This window comes from Laribacter hongkongensis DSM 14985 (assembly GCF_000423285.1).
In the GTDB taxonomy this organism is placed as follows: Bacteria; Pseudomonadota; Gammaproteobacteria; order Burkholderiales; family Aquaspirillaceae; genus Laribacter; species Laribacter hongkongensis.
The window spans coordinates 39,232-53,634 of record NZ_AUHR01000012.1; the positions used below are offsets into that span (position 1 = coordinate 39,232).

The 14,403-nt window shown below is 65.0% G+C and carries 15 protein-coding genes; 12 read left to right on the forward strand and 3 right to left on the reverse strand.

Features of this window, described 5'->3' with window-relative positions; all coding sequences use genetic code 11:
• Positions 1-14: 14 nt before the first annotated feature.
• The 9 genes from G542_RS0110975 (at position 15) to hemG (ending at position 7,407) form a co-directional block, all read left to right on the forward strand.
• Positions 15-632 carry a riboflavin synthase gene (locus tag G542_RS0110975; RefSeq protein ID WP_012697860.1) on the forward strand — a complete coding sequence of 206 codons (618 nt, stop codon included), beginning with the start codon at positions 15-17 and terminating at the stop codon, positions 630-632.
• A complete protein-coding gene (locus G542_RS0110980) occupies positions 629-1,282 on the forward strand; it encodes a Dph6-related ATP pyrophosphatase (protein WP_012697859.1) in 654 nt (217 codons plus the stop codon). Before G542_RS0110975 ends, G542_RS0110980 begins: the two co-directional genes overlap by 4 nt.
• Positions 1,283-1,287: 5 nt before the next feature.
• On the forward strand, positions 1,288-2,391 hold the full coding sequence (ribBA, locus tag G542_RS0110985) for a bifunctional 3,4-dihydroxy-2-butanone-4-phosphate synthase/GTP cyclohydrolase II (RefSeq protein WP_027824132.1): 1,104 nt from the start codon (positions 1,288-1,290) through the stop codon (positions 2,389-2,391).
• A gap of 138 nt (positions 2,392-2,529) precedes the next feature.
• Positions 2,530-3,003: a 6,7-dimethyl-8-ribityllumazine synthase gene (ribH, locus tag G542_RS0110990; RefSeq protein WP_012697857.1), complete on the forward strand. Its 474-nt coding sequence runs from the start codon at positions 2,530-2,532 to the stop codon at positions 3,001-3,003.
• The gene (gene nusB, locus G542_RS0110995; RefSeq protein WP_012697856.1) at positions 3,003-3,500 is read left to right on the forward strand and encodes a transcription antitermination factor NusB; all 498 of its coding nucleotides are present in this window, start codon (positions 3,003-3,005) and stop codon (positions 3,498-3,500) included. Before ribH ends, nusB begins: the two co-directional genes overlap by 1 nt.
• A 397-nt stretch (positions 3,501-3,897) precedes the next feature.
• Complete coding sequence (gene thiL / locus G542_RS0111000) at positions 3,898-4,845, forward strand: thiamine-phosphate kinase (RefSeq protein ID WP_027824133.1); 948 nt, start codon at positions 3,898-3,900, stop codon at positions 4,843-4,845.
• Positions 4,829-5,338, forward strand: a complete 510-nt coding sequence (locus G542_RS0111005; protein ID WP_027824134.1) for a phosphatidylglycerophosphatase A family protein — start codon at positions 4,829-4,831, stop codon at positions 5,336-5,338. Before thiL ends, G542_RS0111005 begins: the two co-directional genes overlap by 17 nt.
• 328 nt (positions 5,339-5,666) lie before the next feature.
• Positions 5,667-5,927 (forward strand): acyl-CoA-binding protein, encoded by a 261-nt coding sequence (locus tag G542_RS0111015; RefSeq protein ID WP_012697852.1) that lies wholly within the window; start codon positions 5,667-5,669, stop codon positions 5,925-5,927.
• Positions 5,928-6,084: 157 nt separating this feature from the next.
• Entirely contained in the window at positions 6,085-7,407 is a 1,323-nt protein-coding gene (gene hemG / locus G542_RS0111020; RefSeq protein WP_034985665.1) for a protoporphyrinogen oxidase, read from the forward strand.
• Between the two features lie 463 nt (positions 7,408-7,870).
• On the opposite strand, the gene fghA is transcribed toward hemG, so the two are convergent.
• Together fghA and G542_RS0111035 are read right to left on the reverse strand one after the other, a co-directional pair.
• On the reverse strand, positions 7,871-8,722 hold the full coding sequence (fghA, locus tag G542_RS0111030; RefSeq protein ID WP_012697848.1) for an S-formylglutathione hydrolase: 852 nt from the start codon (positions 8,720-8,722) through the stop codon (positions 7,871-7,873).
• Positions 8,723-8,770: 48 nt separating this feature from the next.
• The gene (locus G542_RS0111035) at positions 8,771-9,886 is read right to left on the reverse strand and encodes an S-(hydroxymethyl)glutathione dehydrogenase/class III alcohol dehydrogenase (RefSeq protein ID WP_027824137.1); all 1,116 of its coding nucleotides are present in this window, start codon (positions 9,884-9,886) and stop codon (positions 8,771-8,773) included.
• 526 nt (positions 9,887-10,412) lie between these two features.
• Between G542_RS0111035 and G542_RS0111040 the strand changes: the two genes are divergently transcribed.
• From G542_RS0111040 to G542_RS0111050, 3 genes are read left to right on the forward strand one after another with little or no spacing between them, the layout of a single operon-like run.
• Positions 10,413-11,498, forward strand: a complete 1,086-nt coding sequence (locus tag G542_RS0111040; protein ID WP_027824138.1) for a FapB/FapC family functional amyloid domain-containing protein — start codon at positions 10,413-10,415, stop codon at positions 11,496-11,498.
• 58 nt (positions 11,499-11,556) lie between these two features.
• Positions 11,557-12,255, forward strand: a complete 699-nt coding sequence (locus G542_RS0111045) for a C39 family peptidase (RefSeq protein WP_012697843.1) — start codon at positions 11,557-11,559, stop codon at positions 12,253-12,255.
• A 22-nt stretch (positions 12,256-12,277) separates the two neighbouring features.
• Positions 12,278-12,967 carry a hypothetical protein gene (locus G542_RS0111050; RefSeq protein WP_027824139.1) on the forward strand — a complete coding sequence of 230 codons (690 nt, stop codon included), beginning with the start codon at positions 12,278-12,280 and terminating at the stop codon, positions 12,965-12,967.
• Here G542_RS0111050 and G542_RS16690 read toward each other — a convergent pair.
• A complete protein-coding gene (locus G542_RS16690) occupies positions 12,927-14,081 on the reverse strand; it encodes an acyltransferase family protein (protein WP_051190028.1) in 1,155 nt (384 codons plus the stop codon). The two genes, G542_RS0111050 and G542_RS16690, sit on opposite strands and share 41 nt — an antisense overlap.
• Positions 14,082-14,403: the final 322 nt, after the last annotated feature.

The following is a 14,403-nucleotide window of genomic DNA, read 5'->3' on the forward strand; positions in this document are numbered from 1 at the left end:
AGAGGATAGGCGTCATGTTTACCGGCATCGTTGCGGGCACGGCCGAGGTGGTTGCCCTGACTGAGAAGACTGCTTTCCGCACCCATGTCGTCCGCTTGCCGGCCGGCCTGCTGCCCGGACTGGCCACCGGGGCGTCGGTGGCGCACAACGGCGTGTGCCTGACGGTGACGTCCGTTGATGGCGATCTCGTCAGCTTTGACCTGATGCAGGAAACCCTGCGCGTGACCAACCTGGGCGAGTTGCAGGTGGGTGACCGGGTGAACGTGGAGCGGGCCGCCCGCTTCGGCGACGATATCGGCGGCCATGCCATGAGCGGCCACGTGATGGCCACTGCCGTCATCACCCGCGTCATCGATACGCCGGACAACCGGACCGTATGGTTCCGCCTGCCCGACGAACTGGCGAAGTTCGTGTTCACCAAGGGCTACATCGGCATCGATGGTTGCAGCCTGACCATCGGTGCGGTCGAGCATGCCGGATTCTGCGTGCACCTGATTCCGGAAACGCTGGCCCGTACCAACCTCGGCTGGCGGCAGGCCGGCGAGCGCGTCAACATCGAAATCGATCCGCAGACGCAGGTGATCGTCGAGACGGTCGAACGGGTGCTGGCCGGCCGGGGTGACGGCCGGTGAGTGCCCGTCCGGCACTGGTTTCATGGAGTGGCGGCAAGGATTCGGCTCTGGCCATGTGGCGCGCGCGCCGGCAGGGCTGGGAGCCGGTGGCGCTGTTCAACATGCTGGCGGCCCGGGAAGAGCGCAGCCGCTCGCACGGGCTGGCGCCGGCCGTGCTGGCCGCGCAGGCGCAGGCACTGGGGCTGCCGCTGGTGACGGCCCGGGCCGACTGGTCCGACTACGAAGCCGTGTTCATCGCCACCCTGCGTGACGAATCCCGCCGGGCAGAAGCGGTGGTGTTTGGCGACATTGACCTTGACGCGCACCGGGAGTGGGAGGAAAAGGTCTGTCATGCCGCTGGTCTGGAAGCCGTGCTGCCGCTGTGGCAGCAGCCGCGCCGGGCGCTGGTGGACGAGATGATTGCCGCCGGTTTCGTCGCGCGCATCTGCACCGTGCGCGACGGCGTGCTGCCGGCCGCATTCCTCGGGCGGGTGCTGGACGACGGTTGCGTGCGCGAGCTGGAGGCACTGGGGGTTGATCCCTGCGGCGAGGCCGGAGAATTCCACACGCTGGTGGTGGACGGTCCCGGATTTGCCGCGCCGCTTGAATTACGCACTGGTCATACCCATTCACACGGCGGCTGTACTTTTATCGATTTTTCACTGGCCTGAGCATCATGAGCATTTCCCCGATCCAAGACATTCTGGCCGACATCCGCGCCGGCAAGCAGGTCATCCTGATCGATGACGAAGACCGCGAAAACGAAGGCGACCTGATCCTGGCCGCCGATTTCGTTTCTCCCGAGCACATCAACTTCATGGCCAAGCACGGCCGTGGCCTGATCTGCCTGACGCTGACCGAAGACCGCTGCCGCCAGCTCAACCTGCCCTTGATGGTGCAGCACAACGGCTCGTCGCACGGCACCAATTTCACCCTGTCGATCGAAGCCGCCGAAGGCGTGTCGACCGGCATTTCCGCTGCCGACCGTGCCCGCACGGTGCAGGCCGCCGTGTCCCGGCATGCCCGGCCTGAAGACATCGTGCAGCCGGGACACATTTTTCCGCTGATGGCCCAGCCTGGCGGCGTGCTGGTGCGTGCCGGCCATACCGAAGCCGGCTGCGACCTCACCGGCCTTGCCGGCCTGACCCCGTCGGCCGTGATCTGCGAAATCATGAATGACGACGGCACCATGGCCCGCCTGCCGGAGCTTCTGGTGTTTGCCGAGCAGCACGGCCTCAAGGTCGGCACCATTGCCGACCTGATCGCCTACCGCAGCCAGACCGAAAGCCTGATCGAGCATGTCGCCGAGCGTGACGTCGATACGCCGTACGGCCTGCTGCGCCTGCATGCCTTCCGCGACACCACTACCGGAGCCGCCCACCTGGCGCTGGTCAAGGGCCGCATCGATGCGGCCGCCGAAACGCTGGTGCGCGTGCACGAGCCGCTGTCGGTGATGGACTGGCTGGATACCCGCGACACCGGCCACAGCTGGTCGGTGCCGAAAGTGATGGCCGAATTCGAGCGCGCCGGCAGCGGCGTGCTGATCCTGCTGCACCGCGATGAAACCGCCGATGCCCTGCTGGCGCGGGCCTTCCCCGGTGTGGTCAGCGAACCGGCACGCAAATGGGACCCGAAGATCTACGGCATCGGGGCACAGATCCTCAAGCGCCTTGGCGTGGGCCGCATGCGGCTGATGTCCAAGCCGCTGAAGATTCCCAGCATGACCGGTTTTTCGCTGGAGGTCTGCGGTTACCTCGAGGCAGCCTCGCGCCAGTCCTGAGCCGCATGCCTGGCGGCGGGAATCCGTCTTTGTCTGGCCGATCAGAGATTTGTTCTCGCCAAGCCGGGCCAACACGCTCTAAAATGCCGCCCTTTTTCAGGACATCTCCGACCCATTCCCTTCGCTCCAGGAGCCGCCATGAACCCTGACATCGTCAATCTCGAATCCAACCTCAACGGTGAAGGACTGCGCATTGGCGTGGTGATGGCCCGCTTCAACCTGCCTGTTTGCGAAGGGCTGCGCGACGCCTGCCTTGACGAACTCCTGGCGCTGGGCGTCGAGCCGACCGACATCACCTTCGTGACCGTGCCCGGCGCGCTGGAGATCCCGCTGGCCTTGCAGGCCATGGCCCAGAACGAGGACGACAGCTACGACGCGCTGGTGGCGCTGGGAGCCGTGATCCGCGGGGAAACCTACCATTTCGAACTGGTTTCCAACGAAGCCGGCGCAGCGCTGACCCGGGTCGGGCTGGACTTTGACATTCCCGTGGCCAACGGCGTGCTGACGTGCGATACCGACGAGCAGGCCGAAGCCCGCATGGCCGAAAAGGGCCGCGACTGCGCCCGTTGCGCGGTCGAGATGGCCAATCTGCAGAAAGCGTTTTACGACTGATGAAGACCCCGAGACGACGCGCCCGCGAATTCGCGGTGCAGGGCATCTACCAGTGGCAGCTCAATGCCCTGACGCCCGCTACCATCGAAAAGAACCTGCGCGACAACGAGCAGTTCGCCAAGGCTGACGAAGCCCTGTTCCGCACGCTGCTGTACGGCGTGCTCAACGACCCGGTCCGGATCGAGTCCGCGATTGCCAGCCACTTCGAGCGTGCTCCGGAAGATGTCAGCCCGGTCGAACGTGCCGTGCTGCTGATGGCGGCTTTCGAGCTGACCCAGCAGGCGGAAACTCCGCTGGCCGTGATCATCAACGAAGCCATTGAGATCGCCAAGACCTTCGGCGGCGCCGAAGGGCACCGCTTCGTCAACGGCGTGCTCGACAAGTACGCCGCCGAAGTGCGCCCGGAAGAATTCGAAGCCGTGCGTTCACACCGCCGCAACAAGCGTCCGGCTGCCGACAAGCCGGTTGCTACCGACAAGCCGGCTGCTGCCGAATAAGCGCCTGCGGTCAGATCCGACACCCGCCCGGCGCGGGTGTTTTTGTTTGTCCGGCTGCGGTACCGGCGTATCCGCAAGTGCCTCTGTCTAGTGCCGGAGGCCGGTGCTGGCCCGGCAGCCGTTGCCGCATGGTCAGGAAAAACACGGCGCCCCTCGCCCCGCAGGTCACAGGGGATGGCCGGGAATGGCCGGCTGGCGAGGTGATGAAGGCAGTCAGGTGTGCCTGCGTGTTGCGTCACACCCGGCCGCGCGGGACTGGCTGCCGGCCAGGCAGCACCGGCTGGCCTGGTGCCGGGTTCCGTGTCAGCATCGCCGTGGCGGAGGGTGTCTGCCGTCGTGTCATCAGCTGGCCTGGCCGCCACCTGTGCCGCTTTTTGTTTCCGGGAACCGTTGCCGCATGAACGAATTTGACCTGATTGCCCGTTACTTCAGCCGTCCGGTGCGTACGGCCCCGCTGGGCGTCGGTGACGATTGTGCCATCCTGGCGCCGACACCCGGCTGCGAATTGCTGGTCAGCAAGGACCTCCTGGTCGAGCACCGCCATTTCTTTGCCGATGTCGATCCGGTGGCGCTGGGGCACAAGACGCTGGCGGTCAACCTGTCCGACATCGCGGCCATGGGGGGCGTGCCGCGCTGGACATGGCTGGGCGCGGCCCTGCCGCAGATTGATCCGGCATGGGTGGCGGGATTTGCCGAAGGTTTTTACGCACTGGCGGAGCGGACGGGGGTGGAGTTGCTGGGCGGGGATACCACCCGCGGCCCGCTGACCCTGTCGGTGACCGTCATGGGGGAAGTGCCGGCCGGCACTGCCATCCGTCGGGACGGCGCCCGTCCGGGCGACGACATCTGGGTGAGCGGCCAGCTGGGACTGGCTGCTGCGGCCTTGCAGGCCCGGCTGGGCAGGCTGGTGCTACCGGCAGACGTGGCGGATGCCTGTCTGCTCCGGCTGGAGTGGCCGGAGCCGCGCACCGGACTGGGACAGGCCCTGCGCGGGTTGGCCTCGGCCATGCTGGATGTGTCGGACGGACTGGCGGGCGATCTGGGGCACATTCTGGAGCGCTCCGGCGTGGCGGCCGAACTCTGGCTGGCGGCGATCCCCACGGATGCCTGGCTGGCCGGGCGACGGAACGAAATGCGTGACTGCCTGCTGGCCGGTGGTGACGATTATGAACTGTGCTTTACGGCCCCGCAGGCCGTACGGGCCGAAGTGGCCGGCCGGGCCGCAGCCGCCGGTGTGGACGTGACCCGGATCGGCATGATCCGCTCAGGGCACGGCCTGTCGGTGCTGGGAGAGAACGGAGAGCCGGTTGTGCTGGAAAGGAACGGTTTTGACCACTTTGCCTGAGGCGAATGCCCGGTTTGTGTTCGCCCGCGTCTATCGCGTGGTGGCTTTTGGTTTTGGCAGCGGACTGATCCGCCCGGCACCCGGTACCTGGGGATCGCTGGTGGCGTTGCCGCTGTACGGCCTGCTGTACTGGCTGGGCCTGTCGCCCCTGATGGTGGCGCTGCTGTGCGTGCCGTTGTTCCTCTATGGCTGCCATGCCTGCGGACTGACCTGCCGTGATCTGGGAGTGCCGGATTTTGGCGGGGTGGTCTGGGACGAAATCGTGGCCATGCTGCTGGTGCTGGCCGTGGCGCCGATGACGCTGGCGGGTTGGGTGATGGGCTTTGTGCTGTTCCGGTTTTTCGACATCCTCAAGCCGTGGCCGATCCGCTGGTTCGACCGGCGCGTGGAAGGCGGGCTGGGCGTGATGCTGGACGATCTGTGGGCGGCCGGCTTTGCCATTGTCGGACTCTGGTTTTTTGCCTGGCTCGGGGTGCTGACCCTGGCGGACTGACGGCTGGCAACCGGCTTTGCCGGCGAGACCGGCCGGGCCTCGAAGCATGGCCGCGCAGGGATGATGCCTGACGGATTCGACCGGCGAACGGGCGGAGCGCTGCCTGGTTTCCTGGTTGGCCGGTTCATCCTGACAGGCTGGCCGCAGATGCCCGAAAGCCGGGTCAAGCCGGGCCTGCAGGCAATCCTGACGGGGGTGACGACCGGGGCGGTTTGCCTGCAACCGCCACCCGGCAGCATGGTTCAAACGATCGTTTTATTTGTGGTGCCGGCATGGTAAAGTGGCGTGCAAATGCCACCCGCACAATGAATGATCAGGAGAAACCGCCATGTCCGACATTGCCACCCGTTTTGCCGCTGCCCGCCAGGATGTCCAGGCGCTGGCAGAACGCCCGGACAACGCAACGTTGCTGGAGCTGTATGCGCTCTACAAGCAGGGTGCCGAAGGTGATGCCACCGGCGAGCGCCCCGGCATGATGGATTTCGTCAACCGCATGAAGTTCGATGCCTGGGACAAGCTGCGCGGCACGCAGCAGGAAGCGGCCCAGCAGGCCTACATTGATCTGGTGGAGCGCCTGCGCGCCGGCTGATCCCTGCCGCCGTACCTGACCGGACAGCCTGTGCACAGGCTGTCCTTTTTTCTTGCCTGCAATCAGGTGAAGTACCGGAGCGGTATTGATCGCCATCAAGCGTGTGATGGTTAATCTGCACGTATAATCAATTACTTATAATTAATGGATTGATGTCATGGTGGTGGTGATCGGTGCCGGCATTTCCGGCCTGTCGTGTGCCTGGCACCTGCAACAGCGGGGCATCCCCGTCGTGGTGCTGGAGGCCGGCAGCCGGGTCGGCGGCAAGATCGGGACGGTAGCGGCCGACGGTTACCGGCTGGAACTCGGCCCCAATACCCTTTACGGCCATGCCGGGCATCTGGACCTTCTGGAACGGCTGGGCCTCACGGCAGCCATCCGGCCGGCGGCGGCCGTGGTCCGGCACCGTTTCGTGCTGCGCGGCGATCGCTACGAGGCCCTGCCGTCCGGACCGCTGTCGTTCCTGACCGGATCGCAGTTCGGTGCCCGGAGCAAATGGCTGGCGCTGACCGAGCCTTTCCGGCGCAACCGGCCGGTGCGTGAGCCGGAAACCGTGGCTGCCTTTTTCCGGCGTCGTCTGGGCGACGAATTTGTCGAGCGGGCCATTTCGCCGTTTGTCGGCGGCATTTTTGCCGGTGATCCCGAAGAGCTGGTGGCCGGACTGACGCTGCCGGTCATCCACGAAGCCGAGCGCCAGTCAGGCTCCATCGTGCGCGGCATGTTTGCCCGCCGCAAAACCTTCCGGCGCAAGGCCACCTTCACCCTGAACGAGGGTTTGCAGCAGCTGCCCGAAGCACTGGCGCAGGGGCTGGACGTACGGCTGGATACGCCGGTGCAGGCACTGGAGCGGCTGGAAACCGGCTGGCGGGTCAGCACCCCGGCAGGTGAACTGGACGCCGACGAAGTGGTGCTGGCCGTGCCGGCCGACGTGGCCGGGCAACTGCTGGCCAGCCATTTTCCGGCCATTGCAGCGAACCTTGCCAACGTAACCTACGCCCCGGTGGCCGTCCTGCATACGGCCTGGCCACGCAGCACGGTCGGGCATGACCTCGACGGTTTTGGCGGGCTGAACCCCAAAGTCGAAAAACCGTTTGCTGCCGGCTCCATCTGGTCCGGCTCGCTGTTTCCCGACCGCACGCCGGCAGGCGAAACCCTGCTGACCACCTTTGTCGGCGGCATGCAGTTCCTTGACCGTTACCGGCACGATGACGCCACGCTGGTGGCGCTGGCGCTGGAAGAACTGCGGCGGCTCTACCGCATCCAGGGCGAGCCGACCCTTTGCCGGCTGACCCGTCAGGAGCAGGCCATTCCGCAGTACGACAGCCATGCCCTGCCGCTGGCCAGCGCGGTCAGTGACCTGCATGAACACGGTATCCGCGTGTGTGCCAACTGGCATGGCGGGGTATCGGTCGTCGACTGTCTCGACAAGGGGCAGCAGGTGGCTGTCCAGTGCTTGCTGGACTACCCGCCGGCCAGCTGAAGGGCACGATGGCATATGGGGCGGGCTGCGGCGGATCGCCCGGCCGGTGGCTTTGCCCTGTCACACGGGGCGGTGCCCGGCCTGGCGGTTGCGCGGTTTCAGCCACCTGTTGCCAGGCTGGCGGGGCTCGCCGGCATGAGGCACCGCAGCATCCCGGATGCCGGCCGGTCGCCTGTCGCGCCGGTGTCTGACCTGTAACGGCGGCATTTTGCGGGGTGGGGCCAGGTTGGCTGGTGTAACCCCGCTGTGCGTACGGATGTGTGTGCCGGCCGCTGGAATGGCATCCGGCCCGGCCTCGCCAGCCGGGCGCTTTTTGGGCCGGAGCCCCGGCGCCGGCCGGTTGTGACGGTGGCGGCCATTTTCCCTTGATGCCGTCCCGGCTGTTTCCGGCCCGTGAGGAGGCTGCGTCGCCGGTGGCAGACGCAGCCTGGCCCTCCGGTTACCAGCCGGGGGCTGACCTGGTTCAGGCGCCTGGGTACAGCGCCTGCGCATGATGATGCAGGTGCTCGTCGATCAGGCTGGCGATGAAGAAGTAGCTATGGTCGTAACCGGCATGCCGGCGCAGCGTCAGCGGGTAGCCGGCCGCGCTGGCCGCGGCTTCCAGTGCTTCCGGACGCAACTGGGTGGCGAGGAAGGTGTCGGCCTCGCCCTGGTCGATCAGCAGCGGCAGCCGCTCCTGCGCCTGACCGATCAGCACGCTGGCGTCCCATTCCTGCCAGCGGCTTTCGTCGTCACCCAGGTAGTGGCGGAACGCCTTTTGTCCCCAGGGGCAATCGCAGGGATGGCAGATCGGCGCAAATGCCGACACCGATCGGTAGCGTCCGGGGTGGCGAAAGGCGAGAGTGAGTGCGCCGTGGCCGCCCATCGAGTGGCCGCTGATCGCGCGCCGGTCGCTGGCCGGAAAATGCGCTTCGACCAGTGCTGGCAATTCGTCGGCGACGTAGTCGTGCATGCGGTAGTGCGCCGCCCACGGCGCTTCGCTGGCGTTCAGGTAAAACCCGGCGCCCAGCCCAAGGTCCCACGCGCCGTCCGGTGCGCAGGCGACCTCCGCTCCGCGCGGGCTGGTGTCCGGGCAGACGAGGATCAGCCCGAGTTCTGCTGCCGTGCGCTGGGCGCCGGCTTTCTGCACGAAGTTCTCGTCGGTGCAGGTCAGCCCCGACAGCCAGTACAGCACTGGCAGCGGCGTGCCGGTTGCGGCCTGCGGCGGCAGGTAGACGCTGAAGGTCATCTCGCAGCCGAGCGTGGCCGAGCGATGACGCCAGCGCTGCTGCCGCCCGCCAAAACACAGGCTGTCGGCCAGTTTTTCCGGATTCATGAAGCCCCCTTGCGCGGGCCGCGCGATGGGCGGCCCGGCTTGCGTGCGTTAGAAGTGGATGACGGTGCGGATGCTCTTGCCTTCGTGCATCAGCTCGAACGCCTGGTTGATCTCTTCCAGCGGCAGCGTGTGGGTGATGAAGGTGTCGAGCGGGATCTCGCCCTTTTGCGCCTTTTCCACGTAAGCCGGCAGTTCGGTGCGCCCGCGTACGCCGCCAAAGGCGCTGCCGCGCCAGACACGGCCGGTCACCAGCTGGAACGGGCGGGTGCTGATTTCCTGCCCGGCACCGGCCACGCCGATGATGGTGGATTCGCCCCAGCCCTTGTGGCAGCACTCAAGCGCTGCGCGCATCAGCTTGACGTTGCCGACGCACTCGAACGAGTAGTCCACCCCGCCATCGGTCAGTTCGACGATCACGTCCTGGATCGGCTTGTCGTAGTCGTTCGGGTTGATGCAGTCGGTAGCGCCCAGCTCGCGCGCCTTGGCGAACTTGTCCGGGTTGATGTCGATCGCGATGATGCGCCCGGCCTTGGCCATGCTGGCGCCGATGATGGCCGCGAGGCCAATGCCGCCCAGACCGAACACGGCCACGGTCGAACCGGCCGTCACTTTGGCGGTGTTGAGCACCGCGCCGATGCCGGTGGTGACGCCGCAGCCGAGCAGGCACACCTTCTCCAGCGGCGCGTCCTTGGGAATCTTGGCCAGCGAGATCTCCGGCACCACGGTGTACTCGGAGAAGGTTGAGGTGCCCATGTAGTGGTAGATCGGCTGCCCTTTGTAAGAAAAGCGGGTGGTGCCGTCCGGCATCAGGCCCTTGCCCTGGGTGGCGCGTACCGCCTGGCACAGGTTGGTCTTGCCGGACTTGCAGAATTTGCACTCGCGGCATTCGGCGGTGTAGAGCGGGATCACGTGGTCGCCCACAGCCAGCGACGTCACGCCTTCGCCGACAGCTTCGACGATGCCGCCGCCTTCATGGCCGAGAATCGCCGGGAACACGCCTTCCGGGTCGTCGCCGGACAGGGTGAAGGCATCGGTGTGACAGACGCCGGTCGCCACAATGCGTACCAGCACTTCGCCTTTTTGCGGCGGTGCGACGTCAACTTCGACAATTTCCAGCGGCTGGCCGGCAGCAAAGGCGACGGCTGCGCGTGATTTGATCGTCATGGTGCCCACTCCTTGTCTTGATAAACGCCCCAGTATAGCGGTTTGAAAAGACAGAAAAATTGACTCGTTACCAGGGATTCTCCGGTACGGACGGTTCCCTGAACGGTGGTGTCTCAGATTTGGAGTCCTGCCTGAGCGGCAAGCTAACCCCTGTCGCAAAAACGGTTAAACCCGGACGGAATTTGCCGTGGCGCTGTGTCCGACAAAGGCCGGACAAGGAGCTGTTTTGCCGGTAACCCGGGCAGGCAGGGCGGTGCTCTTGTCTCGTGGCTGAAACAAACCGCCGGCCAATCTTCGATGGCTGAAAAAATAACGATAAAAATCATGTTGTTATGAGTGTGGCACGGTCGGTGCAATAACAGGGCATCGCTGGCAGAAACGCGATTTCCAGCCTAGAAGCAACGGGGTCTGGACCAGCAGAAACCGCGCAGATAACCGGCACTTCGGCGCGGAACATACAAGGCCGGCAAATCCCATACCGGAACTGAACCGGATGTTTCAGCACATGACACACAGGAGATTCATCATGAAAGCCATCAAGCACACCCTGGTCTTTACCGCTCTCTTTGCCGCTGCCGGCGTTGCCCTGGCCGACGGGCCGAACAACCCGCCGCCGTCCCCCACCTCGCTGACCACCACCCTGACCGGCCAGAACAAGCTGTCGATCAGCAACACCACCCAGTACAACAATACCGATACCAGCAGCTACACCAACGACGACAACATCAAGCAGGACATTGACGTCAACTTCGTGTTCGATCCGAATGTCAGCAAGGGCACGCTGGCTTCGGCCCATGACACGCAAAAACTGCTGAACCTGAACGTGAACGTGCCGGATCCGTCCACCACCACCCTCGGCAACAGCGTCAAAGGCAACGTCGGCAACGTCGGCGTGAACGCCGCTACCGGCATCTTCAACCAGCAGGCCAACGATGTGGCGATGGCTGTCAACCAGAGCGGACATTCCTCCGACAAGCGAGAATCGGGAGGCGACGATCATCGCGGCGATACCGCTGCCGCTGCGGTCACCGGTTACGAACAGCTGGTTGATCACCTGAGCGTCAACCTGGGTACGCCGTATCCGTCCGATACCAGTGCCACCACCGTCAGCGTGAATGATTCGGTCAAGAACAACGTCGGCAACGTGGGTGTGAACGCCACTTCCGGTATCGGCAACCAGCAGAAGAACGACCTGGCGATGGCCATCGACAGCAACGCCCGGCTGGCTTATGCCGATGCAGGCGGCGCACAGGTGGGACAGTTCAACACCTACAACGTCAGCGCCGGCAACGTGCCCCTGAGCAACACCGCCAGCATCAATGACTCGGTGAAGGACAACGTCGGCAACACCGCGCTCAACGTGTCGGCCGGCATCGGCAACCAGCAGGCCAACGGTCTGGCGATCGCCAAGGCTGACAACGCCACGCTGGTGGTGGCTTCGGCCGGCGGCATGCAGGTCCACAGCAACGAAACCGTCAGCACCTTCCTGCCGCTGGTCAACAGCTCCACTCTGACCGATTCGGTGAAGGGCAACGTCGGCAACGTGGGCGTCAACCTGAGCGCCGGTATCGGCAACCAGCAAGTCAACAACGTGTCGCTGGCAGTCCGCTGATCCGCGGCTGGCCTGAAACGGAACAAGGCCCGGCATCGCAAGGTGCCGGGTAACCATCATGCCGATCCTGTCACGTCTTCTGCCGCTGGGCCTGTCGCTGGTGGTGTCGTTTTCGGCACTGGCCGAAAACTCGCTGCCGGTGCCGGCCTATACCGGTCTCAACGAAGGGCTGACCAAGCATGTCACCAGCCTGCGCGAGGCCCGGTTCGACTCGGTCATCGAGCAGAAAACCGACTACAGCTGCGGCGCTGCGGCGCTGGCAACCGTCCTGCGCTATGCCTTTGGCCGGCCGCTAGGCGAGCTGGACGTGATGAAAGGCATGCTGGTGGGAGCCGATCCGGCAACCGTGCAGCAATACGGCTTTTCCATGCTCGACATGAAGCGCTTCGTGCAAAACCAGGGACTGCGGGCCAGTGGTTTCCTGGCCGACAAGACCCGGCTGGCACAGTTGCGGATTCCGGTGATCACCCTGATCGATTCGGGTGGTTACAAGCATTTCGTGGTGATCCGGCGGGTACAGAATGACGAGGTGCATCTGGCTGATCCGGCCATGGGCAACCGTTCGATGCCGCTGGAGGATTTTGCCCGCCAGTGGAACGGTGTCCTGCTGGCCGTGGCCGGTCCCGGCTACCTGCGCGATACCCCCTTGCTGCAACCGCGACGGGTGTTTTCGGCCCGCACATCAATCAACAACAGCCAGCCTGTGCCGATCGCCGAACTCCTAGAGTTCGGGTTCCAGCACAGCGACTTTTTCTGATTCTGCAGGAAGGAGTACGGCCATGAAACCGTTCTTTGCCGTCCTTGGCCTGACTGCCGCACTGGGCGGACCTCTGGCAGCGGCTGATCCGCTGATGCTGGTGTCTGACCAGGCACTGGATTCACTGCGTGGCCGCTATATCGATGCCGGGCAGATCACCCATTTTGGCGTGCAGCTGGTGTCGATCCTGCGTGACAGCACCGGCAATTCGGTCGGTTCGGCCGTGGTCCTGCAAGGCGTACCGGGCAATCTGCCCACGGTGACGCGCTATACGCTCGACAACAGCAGCGGCAATGCCGGCACGACCGGAGCCAGTACCACCGGAGGCATCAGCAGCATCCAGGGCGTGGCACAGGTCAACCAGGTGGCCGGACAGGCGAATGCGGTCGGTAACCAGGCCAGCGTGCAGATCAGTGTCGACGGCAGTACGGCAGGCACGACGCCCGGCAGTGGCTGGAGTGTCGCCACGACCGGAGGTTCGGCCGTCAGCAACGGTGCCCTGAGCCTGAACCTGAGTCTTGGCAATGCCGCCAGGCTGACCCAGCAGATCGGCGGCGGACAACTGCTGCAACAGACGCAGATCAACGGCAACGGCTATACCGCCCAGAATGCCTTGCAGTTGCAGATCAGCATCAATCCGGCCGGTACGGCACCCGCACTCATGCCGGCCATCAGCCGCGCACTGGGGCTTGACCTGCGCCGGCCGGCCTGACGGCGGGCGAAGCCGGCTGCCGGCGGGATTTCAGCCAGGTCTGACGGATGGCCGGCAGCGCATGCTGCCATTGCGGCAGATGAACCGGGCGTACCCGTACTTCCAGAATGCAGTGCAGTGCCCAGCCTGCCAGCAGGCTGAGCCCCCACGCCAGCAGCATGCCTGCGAGACTGGGCAGGGCTTCTCTGGCAAACCAGCGTTCAAAACCGGCATTGACCAGCAGCGTGACCGGGAAATGGATCAGGAACACGCTGTAGGAAATCTCCGCCAGCCAGCGGACCGGCGCACGATCCAGCCAGCGCCACGGTGACGGATGGCGGGCCGCAATCCACAGCAGCAGGGCCACGCCGCCGGCCAGCGCAATGCGGTGGCGGAATTCCATCCACAGGGCCAGCGCCACGATGGCTGCCAGCACGGCGATGCCCCAGCGCGGCTGCCCCGGCTGTACCAGCCACCATACCGCCATGCCCGTGACGTAGCTGCCGGCAAAATAGACCGCCCAGCTGTCCCACTGCGGCATGCGGTTGAATACCAGCAGCGATGCCAGACCCACGGCAACCAACAGGATGATGCCCAGCTGCTGCCGTCGTTGCGGATCAGGCGTATGCGGCAGCCACAGGCACAGCATCACCAGGGCGTACAGCTGGAGGTCGATGGCGACGTACCAGACACCGGCGGACAAGGCATCCACACCCAGCACGTCCTGCACCAGCAGCAGGTGCGCCAGTCCTTGTCCGAGCGTGGGAGGGGCCGACAGCGAATCATGCGTCATCCATTGGCCGGCCAGTGCATTGGCCAGTACGGCAAACAGCAGGGCAGCCGCATATGGCACCACCAGACGCAGGTAACGGTTGAACAGCCGCTCTACCGGGTGCGCCAGTGCCTGCGGGCGGCTGAGGCTTTGCGCCGCCAGAAAGCCTGCCACGACAAGGAAGACCTGGACTGCCATGCGGGCCGGGTCTGCCAGCCAGTCGATCAGCGCCGGTGCCAGCGGGCGGGCGTGGTCGGCCATCGGCCCGTAAAAGCACAGGTGATGCAGCACGATAAGCTGGCAGGCCGCAGCCTTGAGCAGGTCAACGGCCGGCCAGTGCGGGGATGAGGGCGAGGTAGCCATGCGCGGACGCGCCTCGGAACGCAGAACACAAAACAGGGCAATGTTTATGACCAAATTGGAAACAGGTCAATCGTCGGTACTTTACGAATTGTGACGGCGGCAGGGTCGTCACCGGTACGGGGGACGCGGCCCGAATGCAGTCATGGTCATGTAGCACGGACAAAAGGGGGGGATATTACCCGTCTGGCGGTCCTGGAACAGATGCCGGCCGGGGCTGCATGATCCGGGTACGGGGACTTGTCACCGGCTGGCATGGCGGGAGGAATCCGGGGTGTTGTCCCGGAAGACGGCCGATCGAGACGGATGTCTGGCTGGCCGCTTC

What these genes read in the sequence shown, in the direction of transcription:
- G542_RS0111045 (WP_012697843.1), top strand. Translation starts at nt 11,557, where the DNA reads ATGCCGATCCTGTCACGTCTTCTGCCGCTGGGCCTGTCGCTGGTGGTG.
- ribH (WP_012697857.1), top strand. Translation starts at nt 2,530, where the DNA reads ATGAACCCTGACATCGTCAATCTCGAATCCAACCTCAACGGTGAAGGA.
- G542_RS16690 (WP_051190028.1), bottom strand. Translation starts at nt 14,081, where the DNA reads ATGGCTACCTCGCCCTCATCCCCGCACTGGCCGGCCGTTGACCTGCTC.
- hemG (WP_034985665.1), top strand. Translation starts at nt 6,085, where the DNA reads ATGGTGGTGGTGATCGGTGCCGGCATTTCCGGCCTGTCGTGTGCCTGG.
- G542_RS0110975 (WP_012697860.1), top strand. Translation starts at nt 15, where the DNA reads ATGTTTACCGGCATCGTTGCGGGCACGGCCGAGGTGGTTGCCCTGACT.
- fghA (WP_012697848.1), bottom strand. Translation starts at nt 8,722, where the DNA reads ATGAATCCGGAAAAACTGGCCGACAGCCTGTGTTTTGGCGGGCGGCAG.
- G542_RS0111050 (WP_027824139.1), top strand. Translation starts at nt 12,278, where the DNA reads ATGAAACCGTTCTTTGCCGTCCTTGGCCTGACTGCCGCACTGGGCGGA.
- G542_RS0111035 (WP_027824137.1), bottom strand. Translation starts at nt 9,886, where the DNA reads ATGACGATCAAATCACGCGCAGCCGTCGCCTTTGCTGCCGGCCAGCCG.
- nusB (WP_012697856.1), top strand. Translation starts at nt 3,003, where the DNA reads ATGAAGACCCCGAGACGACGCGCCCGCGAATTCGCGGTGCAGGGCATC.
- thiL (WP_027824133.1), top strand. Translation starts at nt 3,898, where the DNA reads ATGAACGAATTTGACCTGATTGCCCGTTACTTCAGCCGTCCGGTGCGT.
- ribBA (WP_027824132.1), top strand. Translation starts at nt 1,288, where the DNA reads ATGAGCATTTCCCCGATCCAAGACATTCTGGCCGACATCCGCGCCGGC.
- G542_RS0111015 (WP_012697852.1), top strand. Translation starts at nt 5,667, where the DNA reads ATGTCCGACATTGCCACCCGTTTTGCCGCTGCCCGCCAGGATGTCCAG.
- G542_RS0111040 (WP_027824138.1), top strand. Translation starts at nt 10,413, where the DNA reads ATGAAAGCCATCAAGCACACCCTGGTCTTTACCGCTCTCTTTGCCGCT.